A 20,236-nucleotide genomic window follows, 5' to 3' on the forward strand; every position below is an offset into this window, starting at 1 on the left:
AGTACATTATTTGTTATATTTTTTTTAATGTTAACATCGTGTTATACCAAAAAAGATATAGTATACTTCCAAAATGCTAAAAATTTTGAAACTATTGTAGACACTGATACCTTTAGAGCAAAGCTAAAAATTGGTGATGTATTAAGTATAAATGTATCTACATTAAATTTAGAAGTTACAAAACCCTACAATTTAATGGAAGCTACAGGAGGAGAAGAAGGTGGTAAATTAATAGACTATTTAATAGATTCTGACGGAAATATAGATTATCCTGTTTTAGGTAAAGTTAAGCTTGTAGGTTTAACAGTAGAAGAAGCTAAGCAACTATTAAAAAAGAAGTTTGAAGAAGGGGGCTTATTAAAAGATCCTGTAGTTATTATTAGAATAAAAAACTACCGTGTTGCTATAATGGGGTGGGTTAACAGACCAGGTGTTTATCCTATTGGTAGTGAACGTCTTTCTATATTAGAAGCTATTGCCATGGCAGGTGACCTAAATATATACGGTAAAAGAAAAGATGTTTTGGTAATAAGAGATTTTAATGGTACCAAAACTTACACAGAAATAGACCTTACCAGTAAAGAAGTGTTTAACTCTCCTGTATTTTATTTAACTCAGAATGATATTGTTTATGTTAAGCCCAATAGAGGTGCCATAAGTGCAGCTAATGGAGACGCTAGAATTGGTATAATTTCATCTTTGGCTAGCATTGCCATAAGTTTAACTTTAATTTTCACAAGATAATTTTAAGTCAAAAATGGATAATCATAGTCAAAATACTAGTCCTTTTCAAAACTTTGATATTAAGAAAGCACTTTCACTATACCTTAAGCAGTGGAAATGGTTTGTATTATGTATTGCTATATCCTTAAGTGTTGCTTATTTCACAATAAAATCTACTGTACCAAAATTTAAAGCAGTATCTAAAATAATGGTCCTAGAGGATTCCGATAACGAATCAGGTAAAGCAGCTATTAAAGATTTGACAATTTTTTCTGGTTCTCAAGAATCAGGAATGGAAGATGAATTGCAGATTATTAAATCTAGAAGCTTTTTGAGAAATATTGTAACTAAACTTAATTTGAATGTTCAATTTTTTTCTAAGGGTAGGGTTAAAGAATATGAAATTTACAAAAACACTCCAATTAAAATTAATTTTATAGAGTCAGATTCGTTAATTCATAAAACAAGTTATAATTGTTTTATAGAGCCTTTATCTACTACAGAATTTAATTTTTGGGTAAATGAAGATGATGCGCCTAAAAAATTAACTTTTGGTGAAAAAATTGATACACATTTTGGAGGAATAATATTTACCCCTAAAGAAAATAAAATTAAAGGTTATATTAATCAGACTATTAGGATTAAGATTACTCCTGTAGAAAACAAGATACAGTATTTAAAACGAAATATTAATGTTTATTTATCTAATGAGTCTTCTAAGATTGTAAATATATCAATGGAAGATCCTATAGAGGGAAAAGCAATTGACATTGTAAGTTCTCTTGTTTATGAATATAATTCATCTACAATAGATAAAAAAAGAAAACAAGCCATTAATACTGCTAATTTTATTAACGAACGAGTTAAATCTATTTCATCGGATTTAGAAAGTGTTGATGATAGTATTGTTGGTTATAAATCAAGAAATAAAATAGCCGATATTTCATCTACAGCAACTCAAGCGTTAACCTCTAGTGTACAAAATGAACAACTTATACAAGATGTAACTACCCAAATTAATATGCTAGAGTATATGGATGGATCTTTAGGAGATAATCCTTATGAAAGTATCCCTTCTAATCTTGGGGGAGGTGACCCAGCAATAATGGCATTAGCATCAAGGTATAATGATTTATTAGCCCAAAGAGGAAATTATTTAAAAAGTGCAGGCGAAAATAATGCTGTTGTGGTAGAGCTTGACAATACACTTGCTCAAATAAGAAGTAGCTTAAAACAAAGTATTAACAACACCAAACAAACTTTAGGAATTCAACTAAGAGGATTGAAAAATTCATCTAGAAAAATTAATTCTAAATTATACTCAGCTCCTGATCAAGAAAGAGTTATAAGATCAATTGAAAGAACACAATCTATAAAAGAGGCTATCTATATATTCTTGCTTGAAAAAAGAGAGGAAGCTACTATATCTATTTCTTCAATTTCTCCCGCAATTAAAATAGTAGAAGAGCCTTATAGTTTAGGTAGTACAATATCACCAACTCCTATGGTAGCCTATTTAGGAGCGTTATTCATTGGACTTTTTATTCCATTTGGGGTTATTTATGTGAAAGATTTATTAGATACTAAAATCCACAATAAAGAGGATTTACAAAATGAAATTAAAAATATTACTGTTTTAGGTGAAATTCCTAATTTTGGTAAGAAAGAGAATGGATTAATTAAAAGAAATGACAGATCTATAATGTCTGAATCTTTTAGAATTATAAGAACTAATTTTGATTATGTTAAAAGAGGAAGAAATGTACAAAATTATGATAATGTTGTATTTGTAACTTCAACAATTAATAGTGAGGGTAAGTCTTTTGTTAGTTTAAATACCGCTTTAACATTAGCAAATACAGGAAAAAGAGTATTGTTAATTGGTGCAGATATTAGAAACCCACAAATATATTCCGCTATAGAAAACAAGGTAGGCAAAAATCAATCTAAAGTAGGTTTAACAGAGTATTTATTTGATAAATCAATCATATTAGGTGAAACCATTAATTCATACGATATTAATGAGATTCCAATAGATATTATGCTTTCTGGTAAAGTACCACCAAACCCTGCAGAACTATTAATGAGTGATAGAATGAAAGCGTTGTTTGATGATGCTTCTGAACAATATGATTATGTAATTGTTGATACAGCTCCATCAATGTTAGTAACAGATACCTTGTTATTTAGTCAATATGCGGGGCATACTATTTATGTAACTAGAGCAGGGTATACCGAAAAACGTATTCTTAATTTTGCTAAAGAATTGCATGAAGACAATAAGCTTAAAGGAATGATGCTTGTTGTTAATGATGTGAAACAATCTAACTTTGGTTATGGAGCAAAATACGGTTATTATGGCGCCCCTAAAAAGAAAGGGCTTTTTGGGAAATTTAAGGCTTAAGTTACTGAAAATACGTTATTAGTATTTTCTACTATGGGTTTTAAATTATCATAAACTTTATTGCTAACGGCTAATTTTGAAAGTTTTATGATGTGGTTTTTATTGTGAACGTCTGTTCCTACAAAATCAAATAAGTTTTTTTCTAATAAGTATTTTGCGGTATTTTCTGCGCCACTTCCGTAGTGACCACTTAATGATAATAAGTTAAGCTGAAAAAAACAACCAAGTTGTTTTAATCTTAAGTAGTAATCTAATTTATTATGATAAAAAGAATATCTCTCGGGGTGAGCTAAAACTGGTAAATACTCTTGGTTTTTAATATTAAAAATAATGTCTTCTAAATTAATAGGCGCTTGATAATAAGACATTTCTACTAAAATATAGTTTTTCTTTAAAGTGTATAACTCTTTGTTTTTAAGAAGTTCTTCAAAGTTGTGATCTAACATATACTCAGCCGCAGGATTAATAGCAATATCTGAAAGTAATTTTGTAGTATTTAAAGATTCTAGCAAAATCTCATAAGAGTTACCTATGCTTTCATCTGTATTGGGGTAGTAATCTTGCATTACATGGGGCGTGGGTATAAATTGTTTAATCCCTAATTTTTTAAGCCCTTTTATTAATTCAATAGATTCATGAACTGTTTTTGCTCCATCATCTATTCCTGGTAGTATATGGTTATGAATATCTACAAAATTGTTAAGTAAATCTTTTACAAATATTTTTTTTGAAAAAAAATGAAACATATAAATTATACCATACTTAATTAATCTGCATAATAATTAAATGCTTCAATTATTATTTTTTCATCTACAATACAATCAATTTTAGGTTTTCCTATAGATTCTAATAACACAAAATTTATATTTCCGTGGTTATTTTTCTTGTCGTATTTAAGTAATTCAATAATAGAAGCATATTCGTTTTTGTCAATTGAAACTTTTCCGTAATAACTTAAAAACAAGGCTTTAATTTCATTAGTTTTTTCTTTAGAAAACCCTGTTAGAGTTGATGAGATATAAAGAGCCAAAATCATGCCAATAATTATAGCTTCGCCATGTAATAGACTTTTTTTGTTAGGATTGCTTAAAAAATAAGATTCAATAGCATGCCCTAGTGTATGACCAAAATTTAAGGTTTTACGTAATCCATCTTCAAAAGGATCTTCTTCAACAACGTTCTTTTTTATAATTACAGACTGATAAATTAATTCATCTAAATCAGCCAAATTAAGTGCTGCTAAATCTTGAAATTTATTCCAATAAATTTCATCACTAATTAAACCATGCTTTAACATTTCTGCTAAACCAGAGCGCATTTGATTAGCAGGAAGGGTGTTTAAAAAATAAGAATCTATAAGTACTAAATCGGGATTGCTTATAACACCTATTTGGTTTTTTAAATGCCCTAAATCTACTCCTGTTTTACCTCCAACCGAGGCATCTACCATAGAAAGTAGTGTAGTAGGAATATTTATATAAGCAATACCTCTTTTAAAAGTACAAGCCACAAAACCACCTAAATCTGTAATAACACCACCACCTATGTTTATCATTAAACTTTTTCTATCGGCATCCAAATCAGAAAGTGTATTCCAAACGCCTACACAGGTGTCAATAGTTTTATTTTCTTCGCCAGATTCAATTTCAATTATTTCAATTTCAGTATTGGTTTCAAACTTTTCTAAAAAATAAGGTAAGCAAAATTGGTGTGTGTTTTCATCAACAAGAATAAAAATTTTTGAATAATTATTCTTTTCAACATGTTTATTTATAGCTGTATAGCAATTATTATTAAAATGAATTGTACAATCTTTATAAGTAATAGAATCCATGAAAATCAACTTTTTTTAAGGCTGTGAAATTAAGGAGATTTTATATAAAATGATAACTTCTGGTTAATTATATTTGCTGTAAATTTTATTGATAATGCAAAAAACCGAAAGAATTTTTGATAATACCGAAATAGCTTTTTCTTTAAAAAACGATTCAGAATTAGAAAGAGCTTACTTTTTATTTAAAATGATATCTATTGAGCCTTTGGTTAAAATTGGTACAGCAGCCACCAATTTTGCAATTAAAGCTAAATTACCTATAGAAGGGTTAATTCGTTCTACCGTATTTGACCATTTTTGTGGAGGCGTTAATGAAGATGATTGCCTACCCGTAATAGATAAAATGTTTAGCAAAGGAGTAAGTTCTGTATTAGATTATTCTGTTGAGGGTAAAGATATTGAAGATGAATTTGATACGGCGGTTAAAAAAGTTCTTAAAATCATTGATTTTGCAAAAAATATTGATGCGATTCCTATAGCTGTTTTTAAGCCAACGGGATTTGGTAGATTAAGCTTATATGAAAAGGTTGGGGCTGGCGAGAATTTATCTGAAAAAGAACAGTTAGAATGGGCTAAAGTAGTAGAACGGTATGATACGGTGTGTAGTAAAGCTAAAGAAAACGATGTTGCCGTTTTAATTGATGCCGAAGAAAGTTGGATGCAAGATGCTGCAGATGATTTGGTTACCAAAATGATGAAAAAATACAATACAGAAAAACCTATAGTATTTAACACACTTCAAATGTATAGGCATGATAGGTTAGATTTTTTAAAGAAAGAACACAAAAGGGCTATTAAAGAAAATTATTTTCTTGGTTATAAACTTGTTAGAGGAGCCTATATGGAAAAGGAAAACGAAAGATCAGAGGATTTAGGTTATAAATCGCCTATTTGTGAAAGTAAATTAGCTACTGATGAGAATTTTAATAGTGGCTTACAATACATAATTGATAACTTAGAACGCATTTCGGTTTTTGCAGGGACTCATAACGAAGAAAGCTCTTATTTATTAATGGAACTAATGGATAAAAAGGGCTTAAAAAACAATGATTCTAGAATTTGGTTTGGACAATTATATGGCATGAGTGATCATATTAGTTTTAATTTAGCAAATAAAGGATATAATGTTGCTAAATATATGCCTTTTGGCCCCGTAAAAGATGTTATGCCTTATTTAATACGAAGAGCTGAAGAAAACACATCGGTTGCAGGACAAACCGGAAGAGAATTAGCGCTTTTAAGTAAAGAAAAACAAAGACGAAAAACCTTGTAACTTAAATAAAGCTTAGTAAAATTGATTTGATTTTATCTTTATAAAAATATGGTGTTATGGTTTCTAATTTAGAAAAGTTAAGACTAGAGGAGGCAGTAAAACCATCATTTTTAACCAAAAATATTTCTTTATTTTTTGTTGGTAATAAGGCTTCATTTTCTGATATAATTTCTTCATTTAGTTTTTCACCTGGGCGTAAACTGGTAATTACTACATCTATTTTTACGTTTTTAGAAGCATATAGCACTTTTAACCTATTAGCTAAATCTATAATTTTTATTGGTTTTCCCATATTGAAAGTAAACACATGATAATCTGTATAATCAAAATTAGCAACATCAAGGATAAGCTTGCAAGCTTTATGTTTTGATATAAAAAACCTTGAGATTTCTTTATGGGTAACCGTTATGGGTAAACCTAATTCAATTTGCCTTTTAAATAAAAGTAGTACAGAACCATTAGAACCAAATATATTTCCAAATCGTGTAGAGCAGAAAAGCGTATCACTCTTTTTAGATAATTGATTTATATAATTTTCTGCAACCTTTTTAGAAATTCCCATAATACTTACGGGGTTAACTGCTTTGTCAGTAGATATAAAAATAAATTTCTTTACTTTAAAACTGTTAGAAATATCTGCAAGTAGTTTGGTTCCAAATATGTTTAATTTCACAGCTTCATATGGATTATTTTCCATTAAAGGCACATGTTTGTAAGCTGCTGTATGCAAGATTATAGTTGGTTTATGCTTTTTAAACACGTTTGTTATAGCTTCTTTTTCTAGAATATTTAAAAGAATGAATTCAACATTTTCTGTGTTTTCAAATTCTACTTCTTTAATTAGATTGTATAAAGGAGATTCGGCTACATCAATTAAAATAAGTTTTTTGAATTTGCTCTTTATTAGTTGTTTTGAAAGTTCACTTCCTATTGATCCTGCAGCTCCTGTAATTAATATGGTTTCTTTAGAAAAATCGTGTTGAACAATTTTAGATGTTTTTTTACCCAACACATCTGTAAATAAATTAGAATCAATTAATAATTCTTCTAAATATAGGTTAGACGGCTTATTCATGGGGTTTTTCTTTTCGTTAAAAACGATATTTTAATAGGCTAAAATAAGCTACAAAGTATAAATAAATACGCTTTGAACCAAACACTAAAATATAAACTACTTAGCAATTACTTTAATAATAGTTAAAGCAATCAGCTTTATATCAAACCAAAAATTTTGCTTTTCTATATACATTTTATTATACCTTAGTTTATCTGGAATTATTGTATGTATAAAAAAGTGTTCTGGATCATCGGCAGCTTTTAATAACTCAACTTCATTTCTATATTTTAAAGAAGCAAGTCCGGTTATACCTGGTCTTACACAGAAGATTTTCATATCATCTTCACTGTAAAAATTCACATAGTGTCTCAGTTCTGGTCTAGGACCAACAAAACTCATGTCACCTTTTAAAATATTTATTAATTGAGGGAATTCATCAATTTTATAACGCCTTAAAAAATAACCTATTTTAGTAACTCTAGTATCTTTATTACCTATGGTTAGTAGCCCTTTTTTTTCTGATGAAACGCGCATGGTTCTAAACTTATAAATATTGAAATCTTTATTGTTTTTACCAACACGACCTTGAATGAATAGCACAGGACCTTTAGAATCTAACTTTATTAAAATTGAAGTTAATAGAAGAATAGGAAAGAGGGCAATTAAGCCTATTATTGAAAAAACCACATCAAACCCTCTTTTAAGCATAGTTTATGGGGTTTCTTTAAAATTGATTATAGTAGCAATACTATCGCAATTTTCAATAGTTAATTCTACAATATAATCATTGTGTTTTCCTTCAATTATATAAATACCACAGGGTGTTTTTCTTGGGGTGCTTTTAGAAAAATTAACATCACCACTTGATAAAACATGTTTTATAGCTGCAGAATCTTTTACAAATGCATGGTTGTAAAGAATCTGTTTTGAGTTTATGTTTTTTAAAACCCTTGCTTCGGGGCCATAATCACATGAGACATCTTTTCCATTTAAGAAGAAAGTTAAAATAACAAGGCCTATAGATAATCCTCCTAGGTAGTAACCTAAACGTTGTATAAATTTCATTTAAATAATTTGAGAAAAATTGATTAAAAAATGAGCAAATTAGCATCGCTATAACTCAAACCAAACCATTCGCCTACAGATTTACTAGTTAAAATTCCGTGGTAAAAATACAATCCATTTCTTAAACCTTTATCAAATCTTAAAGAATTTTCAATACCACCATCTTCAGCTATTTGCATTAAATAAGGTGTGAAAATATTACTAATTGAAATAGAGGCAGTTCTAGAATATCTAGCAGGTATATTAGGAACGCAATAATGAATAACACCGTGTTTTACAAATGTGGGCTGTTTATGAGATGTTACTTCGCTAGTTTCAAAACAACCACCCATGTCTATACTAACATCTATAATTATGGCGCCTTTTTTCATAGACTGAACTAATGATTCTGACACCACAATAGGTGCTCTATTTTTACCACGTACAGCACCAATAGCTACATCACAGCGTTTTAAAGCTTTGGTTAAGTTTTTTGGTTGAATGGTAGATGTAAAGAAAGGTCTGCCTAAATTGGTTTGAATACACCTTAATTTGGTAATAGAGTTATCAAAAACTTTAATGTTAGCCCCTAAGCCCATAGAGCATCTTGCAGCAAATTCACCCACAGTTCCAGCGCCTAAAATAACTACTTCTAAAGGTGGTACACCACTTATGTTCCCAAACATTAATCCGTTACCATCTTTAGTGTCTGAGAGTAATTCTGAAGCAATTAATACAGAGGCAGTTCCTGCAATTTCACTTAATGATCTCACAGCTGGATACGTACCATCAGCATCACGAATAAACTCAAATGCTAATGCCGTAATACGCTTTGAAGCTAAGGCCTCAAAATATTTTTTAGTTTGTGTTTTTAATTGTAATGCCGAAATTAATATAGTTTGCGGGTTTATAAGTTTTATTTGCTCTAGAGTAGGGGGTTCTACTTTTAATATCATAGGGCAAGCAAAAACTTTAGCTGTGTCTTTGGTAATTTCTGCTCCAGCTTCACTATAATCTTTATCGCTAAAACTAGCGCCTTCACCAGCTCCAGATTCAAGCAATACCTTGTGCCCATTATTTACCAATGCAAAAACGGCATCGGGAGTTAAACAAATACGTTGCTCTTGAAATGCTGTTTCTTTAGGAATACCAATGAAAAGCTCGCCTTTTTTCTTAAAAATCTCAAGAGTTTCTTCTTGAGGTATAAGTTGCTGCTTTGTAAATGGAGAAAGTGGTTTAGACATGGTTTGTTGGTTAATAAAAACAAATTACAAATAATTTTTTTAAAGTAATTAAATTCTAAAAAATAATTAAAATTAACACAAAAAAGTTAGAATTTATCATAAAATAATTTGAATAACAAAACTGTGGTTTTTCCGCAATATTTTTTTGTTTAATTGTTTTATTTTTGTTTATATGTTCAAAAAATTATTAACGCTCTCAATTCTATTATTTTCATTAACGTGCCTCTCTCAAGATTTAGTTTTGCAAGGGCAACTTGTTGATGAAAATAATTCTCCAATAGCTTTTGCTAATATAGTTTTACTTGAAAATAATTTAGTTGTTAATGGAGCTATATCTAATGACAATGGATTCTTTAAAATGGAGCAATTAAAAGCTTCAACTTACACCCTTAAAGCTAGTTTTTTAGGGTATCAAACTGTTGAAATTCAGTTTAATTTAACATCAGATACCCAGCTCCAAAATATTATTCTTAAAGAAAATTTAGAAACCTTAGATGATGTTACAATAATAGCTAAAAAACCTACTGTAAACAGAATGGTAGATAGGTTGGTTTTTAATGTTGAAAATTCTACACTATCTAATAACAATGTACTAGATGTTTTAAAACACACCCCTGGTGTTTTAGTTTACAATGGAGATATTACTATAAAAAATGCAACTCCCACAATATATATAAATGATAGAAAAGTGCATTTATCGACAACAGAAGTGATGCAATTGCTAGAAGGTACTTCGGCAGGTAATTTAAAATCTGTAGAAGTTATAACAAATCCTCCTGCTAAATATGAAGCAGAAGGAGGTGCTGTTATAAATATTATTACAACTAAAAATATAGCTGCTGGATATAACGGAAGTGTTTTTGGAAGTTTTAAACAAGGTTCTGAATACCCAAAATATTCTTATGGTACTAGTCATTTTTTTAAAACTAAAAAGCTAAGTGCTTATATTAATTTTAGTGACAACCCAAAAAAAGAATTTAGACATAATCAGGAATACATAACTTTTTTTGATGACATTGAAGAAACTGCTACAAGTTGGGAAACAGATTTAGTACGTACTAGAAAAACTTCTAACAAATCAATTAACACCAATATAGATTACACTATTAATGCTAATAATAGCATCGGGTTTTCAACTAACATGCTTATAGCTCCTAGAGAACGCACCAAGAATTATATTAATTCTGCAACAAAGGTCTTTAATACAAATAATGAACTAGATTCTTTATTTATAACAGAAGGCAGGCTTGTAGATGAAACTTTTAATCTGGCTTTTACACTAGATTATAAACATCAATTTAAAAGAGCAGGAGAGGAACTGTCTGTAAGCTTACATCGTACCTATTATGACTTCTCTAGTTTTCAAAATGTAGATACAGATTATTTATACCCAGATTATAGTTTAATTAGAGATAATAGGTTTCAAACATTTTCTAGTCAAGTTGTAGATTTAAATACAGGACAGTTGGATTATGTTTTACCAATCAATGAATCATCGGTATTTGAGGCAGGAGGAAAAGTATCAATAATTAGTTCAGAGAGTATTGTTACTCAATACAGATTTAATAATGATGTAAAAGAAGAAGATTTAGATAATTCTGATACATTTTTATATGATGAAAACAATTATGCTGCTTATGTAAGTTATTCAAAAGATTGGGACTCATGGAGCTTAAAAACAGGATTTCGATTAGAATACACCGATATTATTGAAAATTCGCTTACAACAAGTCAGGAATATAACAACAATTATTTAAAATTGTTTCCAACAATACATGTTTTAAATAATATTAATGAAAATAATGAGGTTTATTTTAACTACAAAAAACGTATTTATCGCCCAAGATACAGTCAGTTAAACCCTTTTAAATATTATTTAAATGATAATGCCTATATAATTGGAGACCCTTTTTTAAAGCCCCAAATAGATGATGTGTTTACTTTAGGATATACATTTTATAAAGATTTTACTCTTGAAGCTTACTATCGTATAGAAAATGATCCAACACAAGAAATTGTCTTTCAGGATAATGAAAACAATATCCTAAAGTATAGTCAAACCAACATTGACAAGAGTATTTCTTATGGATTAGATTTTACTACTTATACGCAAATTGCAAAGAAATGGAATGTCTATTTGTTAACATCTGTATTTTATTATGAGAATCAATTTTTTGCATTAGAAAGCAATAATGAGTTAGTAACATTAGATAAATGGAGTTTCTATGGTCAGTTAATTAATTATTTCACTTTTTTAAAAGACAATAGTTTAACTGCTGATGTTTCGTACTTATTTATTTCTCCATTTGCTAGTGGTGCATCTATAACAAGTGAAAGATCTGGATTGAATATAAATTTAAAAAAAACCTTTTGGAATAACAGAGCATCTTTAAGTGTTGGTGTAACTGATATTTTTAATAACCAGAATTTTGACCAAAAAACGAAATATTTGAATCAAAATATTATCATGAATTCCAATATGGAAAACAGATTATTAACCTTTGGTTTTAATTATAAATTTGGAAACTTTAAGTTACAAACCAATAAAAAAGATATTGATTTAATTGAAAGAGATAGGTTAAACTAAAAATAATCTTTCAATTTACTCCAGAAGTTTTTTGGTGTCATTTTAAACTCTTCTTCCAGTTCTTCTAATGTTTTATTGGCATCATTTATTTTATTGAAAATTTTTGCCCTAATTAAATAGATAGAAGGTATTATTACTGCCATTATGGGTATTAAGTATATTAATTGATTTGAATCTACATAATTCAAATCAGAGGCAACAGTACCAAATATTTGATAAACATACATTGCAATTGGAACTAACAACACATGGTACCACCAATGTCTACAGGTAAAGAACCAAATAAATAAAAGAAAAAGAGGAATTATTTTACCTGTTAAAGTCCAAGCTAAAACAGAAATATTTTCGTAATAGTTACTTTTATAGGTACCAAAAAAAGTGTCCCAAGATTCAACATCTGGAACACTTTCATATAAGTAAAATAAATAAGGTGTAATTGCTATTAGTGTAGCAACGATGCTACCACCCACGAGTCCTTTTTTATCCGTGAATTGGAATTTTGATTTTTGATTTCTCGATTTTAGCGGTTTGTTGTCCATCTACTTTGTATGTTGTTACAGCACTAGCTAAAAACATCATACCTCCGAAAATTGCCATTGCAATTAAGTACTTTTTAGTTTTCATTTTTTTAGGGATTTAAATTAATTAATAACCCAAATTTAACTAAAGACTATTTTGAAGAATTGTCGCAAATGTTAAAAAAATGTTAAAAACTTTGTTTTGTAAAATTTGCGCTGTGGTTTTCCCGTAAATCTTCTAAAATAGGAGGTTTTGTGTTTGTTTTAAAATCTAGTTTTGCATACTTACATTTAAATTAGGTTCTAAATTTAGTTTTAATGTTCTAGAATTATCTTCGTTTAATTCAATTTCTATTCTATTATATTGTTCAATTTCTATGTCTTCAATTAGCTCTGGCCATTCAACAATTACCCACTCATTAGAATACAAATAATCTTCAATGCCAAAACTGAAAGCTTCTTCTAAATTATTAATTCTATATAAATCAAAATGATAAATTAAATTATCTTTAGCTTCATATTCATTAACAATAGAAAATGTTGGGCTGCTAACTTCGTCATTACTTCCTAAACATTCTACTAAAGATTTCACAAGCGTTGTTTTTCCAACTCCCATATCTCCATAAAGGAATATGGTTTTACTTGTTGCATAGTTAATAATTTCCTTAGCAACATTGTTTATATTTTCTAATGTATATATTAAATTCAAAGTAAACATCTTTGTTACAATAATAAGTATATATTTTTTAATTTCCTAACTAAAAATGCATTTCGTCGATATTTTATGCGTTACATAGATTATTTAGGACTAAAAACTATAAATGGTATTACCATTTCTTCTAAAGAAACGCCTCCATGCTGGTAGGTGTTTTTATAGTAACTAACATAATGATTGTAATTATTAGGATATGCGAAAAATAAATCGCTTTTTGCAAAAATAAAAGAACTACTCATTGTTATTGAAGGTAAGTGAATTTCTTTTGGATTTTTAATTTCTAATACATCTTTAGAATCGTAAGTTAAGCTGCGTCCTGTTTTATATCTTAAGTTTAAACTGGTATCTCTATCGCCAATAACTTTTGATGGGTTTTTAACGTTTATGGTACCATGATCTGTTGTTAAAATTAATTTAAACCCTAACTGTTGTGCTCGCTGTATCATTTCTAACAACGGAGAATTTTTAAACCAACTTAATGTTAAAGATCTGTAAGCTTTGTCATTTGAAGCTAATTCTTTAACAACTTCCATTTCGGTTTTAGAGTGCGAGAGCATATCAACAAAATTATAAACAACTACTGTTAAATCGTTGTTTTTTAACGAGTTGAAATTATCGGCTAACTTTTTTCCATTTTTTAAATTTGTGATTTTGTAATACTCATATTCTATATTATTTAACCCTAAGCGTTTCATTTGTGACTCTAAAAAATCGTCCTCATGTAAATTTTTGCCACCTTCATCTGTATCATTTTTCCAATATTGTGGATATAATTTCTCCATATCACTAGGCATTAAACCAGAAAAAATGGCGTTTCTAGCGTATTGAGTTGCAGAAGGTAAAATGCTAAAAAAGGCTTCTTCTTTTTCTTTTTTATAATAGTTTTTTAAAATTGGCTCAAAAGATTTCCATTGGTCATAACGCAAATTATCTATTACCACTAACAGTGTGGGTTGTTTTTTGTTAATTTCTGGAACAATACGCTCTTTAAAAAGCGTGTGAGACATAATAGGTGCATCTGTGTGTGGTTTAAACCAGTCTGGGTAATTTTTTTCTATAAATTTACCAAATTGAATATTGGCCTCTGTTTTTTGAGATTCTAAGATTTCAAACATGCCAGTATCTTCAATGTCTTCTAGCTGAATTTCCCAATAAATTAGTTTTTGATACAAATCTACCCATTCTTCATAGGTGTTTACCATAGCCATATCCATGGCAATTTTTCTAAATTCTTGTTGGTAATTAGAGGTGGTTTTTTCAGACACTAACCTAGAATGATCTAAATTCTTTTTTAAGCTTAGTAATATTTGGTTAGGGTTTACAGGCTTTATTAAATAATCTGCAATTTTATTACCAATGGCCTCTTCCATTATATATTCTTCCTCACTTTTGGTAATCATTACAACGGGTAAAGTGTCTTGTTTTTCTTTAATTTCGTTTAGTGTTTCAAGACCAGTTAATCCGGGCATGTTTTCATCTAAAAAAACAATATCAAAAGAAGCTTCGTCTAAAACATCAATAGCTTCTGAGCCGCTTCGGCAAGTAGTAACTTTATAATTACGCTGTTCTAAAAATAATATATGAGGTTTAAGTAAGTCAATTTCATCATCAACCCAAAGTATTTGTATCGTATTCATTAAAGTGTTTATATTAATTGTTATTGTAATAATTATATTTGTGGTTAAATAACCACAATTTTTAAAGTTTGAATAAACTTAAAATATTAAACGACCCAATTTACGGATTTATTACAATTCCAAATTCGCTCATTTTTGATTTAATTCAGCATAGATATTTTCAAAGACTCAGGCGAATTACCCAAATGGGCATGTCTTATTTAGTATATCCTGGTGCGCACCACACAAGATTTCATCATGCTATAGGTTGCGTACATTTAATGCAACAAGCTGTTAATATGCTTCGTTTTAAAGGAGTTACTATTTCTGATGAAGAAGAAAATGCATTGTATATTGCCATTTTACTGCATGATATTGGGCATGGTCCGTTCTCTCACGCTATGGAACATAGTATAGTTAATAATGTGTCTCATGAGAAAATTTCATTGCTTTTTATGGAGCGTCTTAATAAGGAATTTAACTCAAATTTAACGCTAGCCATAAAAATATTTAAAGGTGAATACCATCGAAACTTCCTTTGTCAATTAATCTCTGGCCAATTTGATATTGATAGAGCCGATTATTTAAAACGCGATAGTTTTTACACAGGTGTAGCAGAAGGTAATATAAATAGTGAGCGTTTAATTACTATGTTAAATGTAGTTGATGATGAACTGGTGGTTGAAGAAAAAGGTATTTATAGTGTTGAAAAATTTATTGTTGCCAGACGCTTAATGTATTGGCAAGTATATTTGCACAAAACCGGTTTAGCAGCAGAACAATTATTAATAAGAGTATTACAAAGAGCAAAAGAATTAAATAACCAAGGGCGCAATTTATACGCAAGTACTGCGTTAACTTATTTTTTAAAGAATAAAATTACTATTGAAAACTTTACCAATGAAACTTTAGATGTGTTTTCTGAGTTAGACGATTACGATATTATATCTGCAATGAAGCATTGGCAACATGATGAAGATTTTGTTTTAAGCAAGCTTAGTAAAATGATTATAAACAGGAATTTATTAAAGATAAAAGTAAAAAAGAAAAAAATAAAAGAAAGTAAATTAGATGCTCACCTAACAGAATTTATGCAAGCACATAATATTAGTAAAGAAGAAGCTAAATACTTTGTGTTTACTGGTAGCATTTCTAATCAAGCTTATCAATTAAAGCACAATCAAATTAATATACTATTTAAATCTGGCAAAATAGCAGACATAGTTAAAGCCTCAGATCATCTTAACTTAAAAACACTGTCTAAGCCCGTAACAAAATATTATATATGTTACCCAAAAGAACAAGCTCACACTTAGGTAACTAATTTTAGCTTCATTTTAATTTAAAAAACAATAAGAGTAGGTGATAACAAACTTTAGGACATTTTTCCTATTTTTGCGCTACTAAACTAAAAATAACAAACAAATTTAGTGTGAAATTTACAGCACAACAAATAGCAGGGATACTTGAAGGCGATGTAGAAGGTAACCCAGAAGCAGAAGTATCTAAGCTATCCAAAATAGAAGAAGGAACAGAAGGGTCTCTTACCTTTTTGGCTAATCCTAAATACACATCGCATATTTATACTACTAAAGCATCTGTTGCAATAGTTAATAAAACTTTTATTCCAGAAAGTAAGATTAACACAACCTTAATTAAGGTAGATGATGCCTATAAAGCGTTTTCAAAACTACTTGAGTATTATAACGAAGTAAAAAATAATAAATTAGGTATAGAAGAACCTCATTTTATTGCATCTACCGCTAATTATGGTGAAAATATTTATATAGGAGCATTTTCATATATAGGTGAAAACGTTAAAATTGGTAACAATGTAAAAATATTTCCCAATGCTTTTATAGGTGATAATGTAACAATTGGCGATAATTCCGTTATTTTTTCTGGAGCTAAATTATATTCTGAAACCGTTATAGGGAATAACTGTGTTATTAATGCAGGTGTTATTATTGGGGCAGATGGATTTGGTTTCGCTCCAAACGAAAAAGGAGAATACAACAAAGTACCACAAATTGGAAATGTAATTATTGAAGATTTTGTTGATATAGGTGCAGCCACAACTATTGATAGAGCAACTCTTGGTTCAACAATAATACGTAGAGGTGTTAAATTAGATAACCAAATTCAAATAGCTCACAATGTTGAAATTGGAAAAAACACCGTGATTGCGGCACAAACAGGTGTAGCAGGTTCAACCAAAATAGGAGAAAATTGCCAAATAGGAGGTCAGGTTGGTATTGTGGGGCATATTACTATAGGAGATAATGTAAAAATTCAAGCGCAATCTGGAATAGGGAAAAATGTAAAAGATAATGAAGTGCTTCAAGGTTCTCCTGCTTTACAATATTCAGATTACAATAAATCTTACGTTCATTTTAAAAACCTACCAAAAATTGTTAAAATAATTAATGATTTAGAAAAGAAATAAATGGGAATAATTAATACTGAAATTAAACAAAAAACAATAGGAAAAGAAATTTCTTTAACTGGTGTAGGGCTACATACTGGTAAAGATGTTACTTTAACATTTACACCTGCTCCTGCTAATTTTGGTCTAGCTTTTAAACGCATAGATTTAGAAGGTGAACCCGTAATTGAAGCAGATGCTAATTATGTAACCAATACGCAACGAGGCACATGTTTAGAGAAAAACGGAGTAACTATTCAAACGTCAGAGCATGTTCTGGCTGCCTTAGTGGGTATGGATGTTGATAATGTAGTAATAGAGTTAAATGCCTCAGAACCTCCCATTATGGATGGGTCTTCCAAGTTTTTTGTTGAAGCCATTGAAGAGGCTGGAGTAGTAGAACTTGAAGATGCGTTTAGAGAAGAATTTGAAGTTACAGATATTGTTTCATACACTGACGAAGAAACTGGTAGTGAAATTTTGGTAATGCCTTCAGATGAATACAAAATTACCACTATGGTAGATTTTGGAACTAAAGTATTAGGTACCCAAAACGCTACATTAAATAAAATTTCCGATTTTAAAAAGCATATTGCTAATTCGCGCACATTCAGTTTTTTACATGAAATTGAAATGCTTTTAGAGCATGGTCTTATTAAAGGAGGCGATTTAAACAATGCCATTGTTTATGTAGATAAACCATTATCAGCAGAAACAATGGATAAATTAAGAGTAGCTTTCAAAAAAGACAATATAGCTGTTAAACCTAATGGCATATTAGATAACCTTACATTACATTATCCAAACGAGGCAGCAAGACACAAACTACTTGATGTTTTAGGAGATTTAGCACTAGTAAAAACACGCATAAAAGGTAAAATAATTGCCAATAAACCTGGGCATTTTGTAAATACCCAGTTTGCTAAAAAGCTATCTAAAATCATAAAGAATGAACGCCGAAATAATGTGCCAAATATTGATTTGAATCAACCTCCCTTAATGGATGTTACACAAATTATGGCCATGTTACCGCATAGGCAACCATTCTTATTAATAGATAAAGTATTTGAGCTTAGTGATCATCATGTTACTGCAACAAAAAATGTAACAATGAATGAAGAGTTCTTTAAAGGTCACTTTCCAGGTGCGCCAGTAATGCCAGGAGTTTTAATTGTTGAGGCTATGGCGCAAACAGGTGGTATTTTAGTTTTAAATACCGTTCCAGACCCAGAAAACTATTTAACATTTTTCATGAAAATGGACAATGTTAAGTTTAAACAAAAAGTAGTTCCTGGAGACACCCTAATATTTAAATGTACATTAATCACCCCAATACGTCGTGGTATTTGTCACATGCAAGGCTATGCCTATTCAAACGGTAAACTTTGTGCAGAAGCAGAACTAATGGCTCAAATAACTAAAGTTAAATAATTATGAACCAACCTCTTGCATATGTGCATCCCGGTGCAAAAATTGCTAAAAATGTAGTAATAGAACCTTTTACAACAATAGATAATAACGTTATTATTGGAGAAGGCACCTGGATAGGAAGTAACGTTACCATCATGGAAGGCGCCCGTATTGGAAAGAATTGTAATATTTTTCCAGGATCTGTTATATCTGCTAACCCCCAAGATTTAAAATACCAAGGAGAAGATACCACCGTTGAAATTGGAGACAATGTTACCATAAGAGAATGTGTAACTATTAATAGGGGTACTGCAGACAAAATGAAAACTGTAATAGGTAACAATTGCCTAATTATGGCTTATTGTCATATTGCTCACGACTGTGTAGTAGGTAACAATTGCATTTTTTCTAATAACAGTACACTAGCAGGACATATCACTATAGGAGATTACGTAGTGTTAGCAGGAATGACTGCGGTGCATCAATTTGTATCTGTAGGTAATCATGCTTTTGTAACTGGCGGTTCTTTAGTTAGAAAAGATGTGCCTCCTTTTGTAAAAGCAGCACGTGAACCACTTTCTTATGTTGGTATTAATTCTGTTGGGTTAAGAAGACGTGGTTTTCAAGCAGAAAAAATTAGAGAAATTCAGAATATATATAGAATTTTATATCAAAAAAATTACAATAATACTCAGGCGGCTGAAATTATTGAAGCTGAAATGGAAGCAACACCAGAGCGTGATGAAATTCTTCAGTTTATAAAAAATTCTCACCGCGGTATTATGAAAGGATATTTTAAATCAAATTAATTATATGGCTACTACAAGTGATATTAGAAACGGATTATGTATTAGATATAATCACGATATTTATAAAATAATTGAATTTTTACACGTTAAACCAGGTAAAGGACCAGCGTTTGTAAGAACCAAACTTAAAAGTGTTACTACAGGAAAAGTAATTGATAATACATTTTCTGCAGGTCATAAATTAGATGACGTTCGTGTAGAAACTCATAAATTTCAGTATTTATATAATGAAGGGGAAACCTATCATTTTATGAATACCGAAGATTATTCTCAAATTGAACTTCAAAAAACTACCTTAGATAGTCCAGATTTAATGAAAGAAGGCGAAGTTGTAACAGTACTCATTAATTCAGAAGATGGTATGCCGCTTTCAGTAGAAATGCCAGCTAATGTTATTTTAGAAGTAACACATACAGAACCAGGTGTAAAAGGTAATACTGCAACCAATGCTACTAAACCAGCAACCGTTGAAACTGGAGCAATAGTTAATGTGCCTTTGTTTATTAATGAAGGAGATAAAATTAAGGTTGAAACCGAAAAGGGAACTTATAAAGAACGTATAAAAGAATAATAAAAC

General features: G+C 29.9%; 19 protein-coding genes. 9 read left to right on the top strand and 10 right to left on the bottom strand.

The window, feature by feature from the left end:
• Positions 1-27: 27 nt before the first annotated feature.
• Complete coding sequence (locus tag J1D01_RS11830; RefSeq protein WP_421150967.1) at positions 28-744, top strand: polysaccharide biosynthesis/export family protein; 717 nt, start codon at positions 28-30, stop codon at positions 742-744.
• 13 nt (positions 745-757) lie between these two features.
• Positions 758-3,127, top strand: coding sequence for a GumC family protein (locus J1D01_RS11835; protein WP_421150968.1), 2,370 nt, complete (start codon positions 758-760; stop codon positions 3,125-3,127).
• Here the strand turns inward: J1D01_RS11835 and J1D01_RS11840 are convergent.
• The gene (locus tag J1D01_RS11840) at positions 3,124-3,873 is read right to left on the bottom strand and encodes a tyrosine-protein phosphatase (protein WP_421150969.1); all 750 of its coding nucleotides are present in this window, start codon (positions 3,871-3,873) and stop codon (positions 3,124-3,126) included. The genes J1D01_RS11835 and J1D01_RS11840 overlap by 4 nt on opposite strands.
• A 20-nt stretch (positions 3,874-3,893) precedes the next feature.
• Positions 3,894-4,961, bottom strand: a complete 1,068-nt coding sequence (aroB, locus tag J1D01_RS11845; RefSeq protein ID WP_372935923.1) for a 3-dehydroquinate synthase — start codon at positions 4,959-4,961, stop codon at positions 3,894-3,896.
• Between the two features lie 94 nt (positions 4,962-5,055).
• Between aroB and J1D01_RS11850 the strand changes: the two genes are divergently transcribed.
• Positions 5,056-6,234: a proline dehydrogenase family protein gene (locus J1D01_RS11850; protein WP_421150970.1), complete on the top strand. Its 1,179-nt coding sequence runs from the start codon at positions 5,056-5,058 to the stop codon at positions 6,232-6,234.
• Between the two features lies 1 nt (position 6,235).
• On the opposite strand, the gene J1D01_RS11855 is transcribed toward J1D01_RS11850, so the two are convergent.
• The 4 genes from J1D01_RS11855 to J1D01_RS11870 form a co-directional block, all read right to left on the bottom strand.
• Positions 6,236-7,309, bottom strand: coding sequence for an SDR family NAD(P)-dependent oxidoreductase (locus tag J1D01_RS11855; protein WP_421150971.1), 1,074 nt, complete (start codon positions 7,307-7,309; stop codon positions 6,236-6,238).
• Positions 7,310-7,405: 96 nt separating this feature from the next.
• Positions 7,406-7,999: a sugar transferase gene (locus J1D01_RS11860; protein WP_372935929.1), complete on the bottom strand. Its 594-nt coding sequence runs from the start codon at positions 7,997-7,999 to the stop codon at positions 7,406-7,408.
• A 3-nt stretch (positions 8,000-8,002) separates the two neighbouring features.
• Positions 8,003-8,356, bottom strand: a complete 354-nt coding sequence (locus tag J1D01_RS11865; protein WP_372935931.1) for a hypothetical protein — start codon at positions 8,354-8,356, stop codon at positions 8,003-8,005.
• 23 nt (positions 8,357-8,379) lie between these two features.
• The gene (locus J1D01_RS11870; protein ID WP_372935933.1) at positions 8,380-9,579 is read right to left on the bottom strand and encodes an alanine dehydrogenase; all 1,200 of its coding nucleotides are present in this window, start codon (positions 9,577-9,579) and stop codon (positions 8,380-8,382) included.
• A gap of 241 nt (positions 9,580-9,820) precedes the next feature.
• On the opposite strand from J1D01_RS11870, the gene J1D01_RS11875 reads away from it, so the two are divergent.
• The gene (locus J1D01_RS11875) at positions 9,821-12,166 is read left to right on the top strand and encodes an outer membrane beta-barrel protein (protein WP_421150972.1); all 2,346 of its coding nucleotides are present in this window, start codon (positions 9,821-9,823) and stop codon (positions 12,164-12,166) included.
• Here the strand turns inward: J1D01_RS11875 and J1D01_RS11880 are convergent.
• The 4 genes from J1D01_RS11880 to J1D01_RS11895 all read right to left on the bottom strand — a co-directional run bounded on the left by J1D01_RS11880 (position 12,163) and on the right by J1D01_RS11895 (position 15,036).
• Complete coding sequence (locus J1D01_RS11880; RefSeq protein ID WP_372935937.1) at positions 12,163-12,636, bottom strand: hypothetical protein; 474 nt, start codon at positions 12,634-12,636, stop codon at positions 12,163-12,165. The two genes, J1D01_RS11875 and J1D01_RS11880, sit on opposite strands and share 4 nt — an antisense overlap.
• 10 nt (positions 12,637-12,646) lie before the next feature.
• Positions 12,647-12,790 carry a hypothetical protein gene (locus J1D01_RS11885; protein WP_372935939.1) on the bottom strand — a complete coding sequence of 48 codons (144 nt, stop codon included), beginning with the start codon at positions 12,788-12,790 and terminating at the stop codon, positions 12,647-12,649.
• 165 nt (positions 12,791-12,955) lie between these two features.
• Positions 12,956-13,402 carry a tRNA (adenosine(37)-N6)-threonylcarbamoyltransferase complex ATPase subunit type 1 TsaE gene (tsaE, locus tag J1D01_RS11890; protein WP_421150973.1) on the bottom strand — a complete coding sequence of 149 codons (447 nt, stop codon included), beginning with the start codon at positions 13,400-13,402 and terminating at the stop codon, positions 12,956-12,958.
• 80 nt (positions 13,403-13,482) lie between these two features.
• Positions 13,483-15,036 (bottom strand): PglZ domain-containing protein, encoded by a 1,554-nt coding sequence (locus J1D01_RS11895; protein WP_421150974.1) that lies wholly within the window; start codon positions 15,034-15,036, stop codon positions 13,483-13,485.
• A 68-nt stretch (positions 15,037-15,104) separates the two neighbouring features.
• Between J1D01_RS11895 and J1D01_RS11900 the strand changes: the two genes are divergently transcribed.
• From J1D01_RS11900 to efp, 5 genes are all read left to right on the top strand, one after another.
• Complete coding sequence (locus tag J1D01_RS11900; RefSeq protein ID WP_421150975.1) at positions 15,105-16,331, top strand: HD domain-containing protein; 1,227 nt, start codon at positions 15,105-15,107, stop codon at positions 16,329-16,331.
• Positions 16,332-16,447: 116 nt separating this feature from the next.
• A complete protein-coding gene (gene lpxD / locus J1D01_RS11905) occupies positions 16,448-17,461 on the top strand; it encodes a UDP-3-O-(3-hydroxymyristoyl)glucosamine N-acyltransferase (RefSeq protein ID WP_372935947.1) in 1,014 nt (337 codons plus the stop codon).
• Positions 17,462-18,871 (top strand): bifunctional UDP-3-O-[3-hydroxymyristoyl] N-acetylglucosamine deacetylase/3-hydroxyacyl-ACP dehydratase, encoded by a 1,410-nt coding sequence (locus J1D01_RS11910; RefSeq protein ID WP_372935949.1) that lies wholly within the window; start codon positions 17,462-17,464, stop codon positions 18,869-18,871.
• A gap of 2 nt (positions 18,872-18,873) precedes the next feature.
• Complete coding sequence (gene lpxA / locus J1D01_RS11915) at positions 18,874-19,659, top strand: acyl-ACP--UDP-N-acetylglucosamine O-acyltransferase (protein WP_372935951.1); 786 nt, start codon at positions 18,874-18,876, stop codon at positions 19,657-19,659.
• A gap of 4 nt (positions 19,660-19,663) precedes the next feature.
• On the top strand, positions 19,664-20,230 hold the full coding sequence (gene efp / locus J1D01_RS11920; RefSeq protein WP_372935953.1) for an elongation factor P: 567 nt from the start codon (positions 19,664-19,666) through the stop codon (positions 20,228-20,230).
• The last annotated feature ends 6 nt before the right edge of the window (positions 20,231-20,236 follow it).

This window comes from Seonamhaeicola sp. NFXS20, assembly GCF_049132085.1.
In the GTDB taxonomy this organism is placed as follows: Bacteria; Bacteroidota; Bacteroidia; order Flavobacteriales; family Flavobacteriaceae; genus Seonamhaeicola.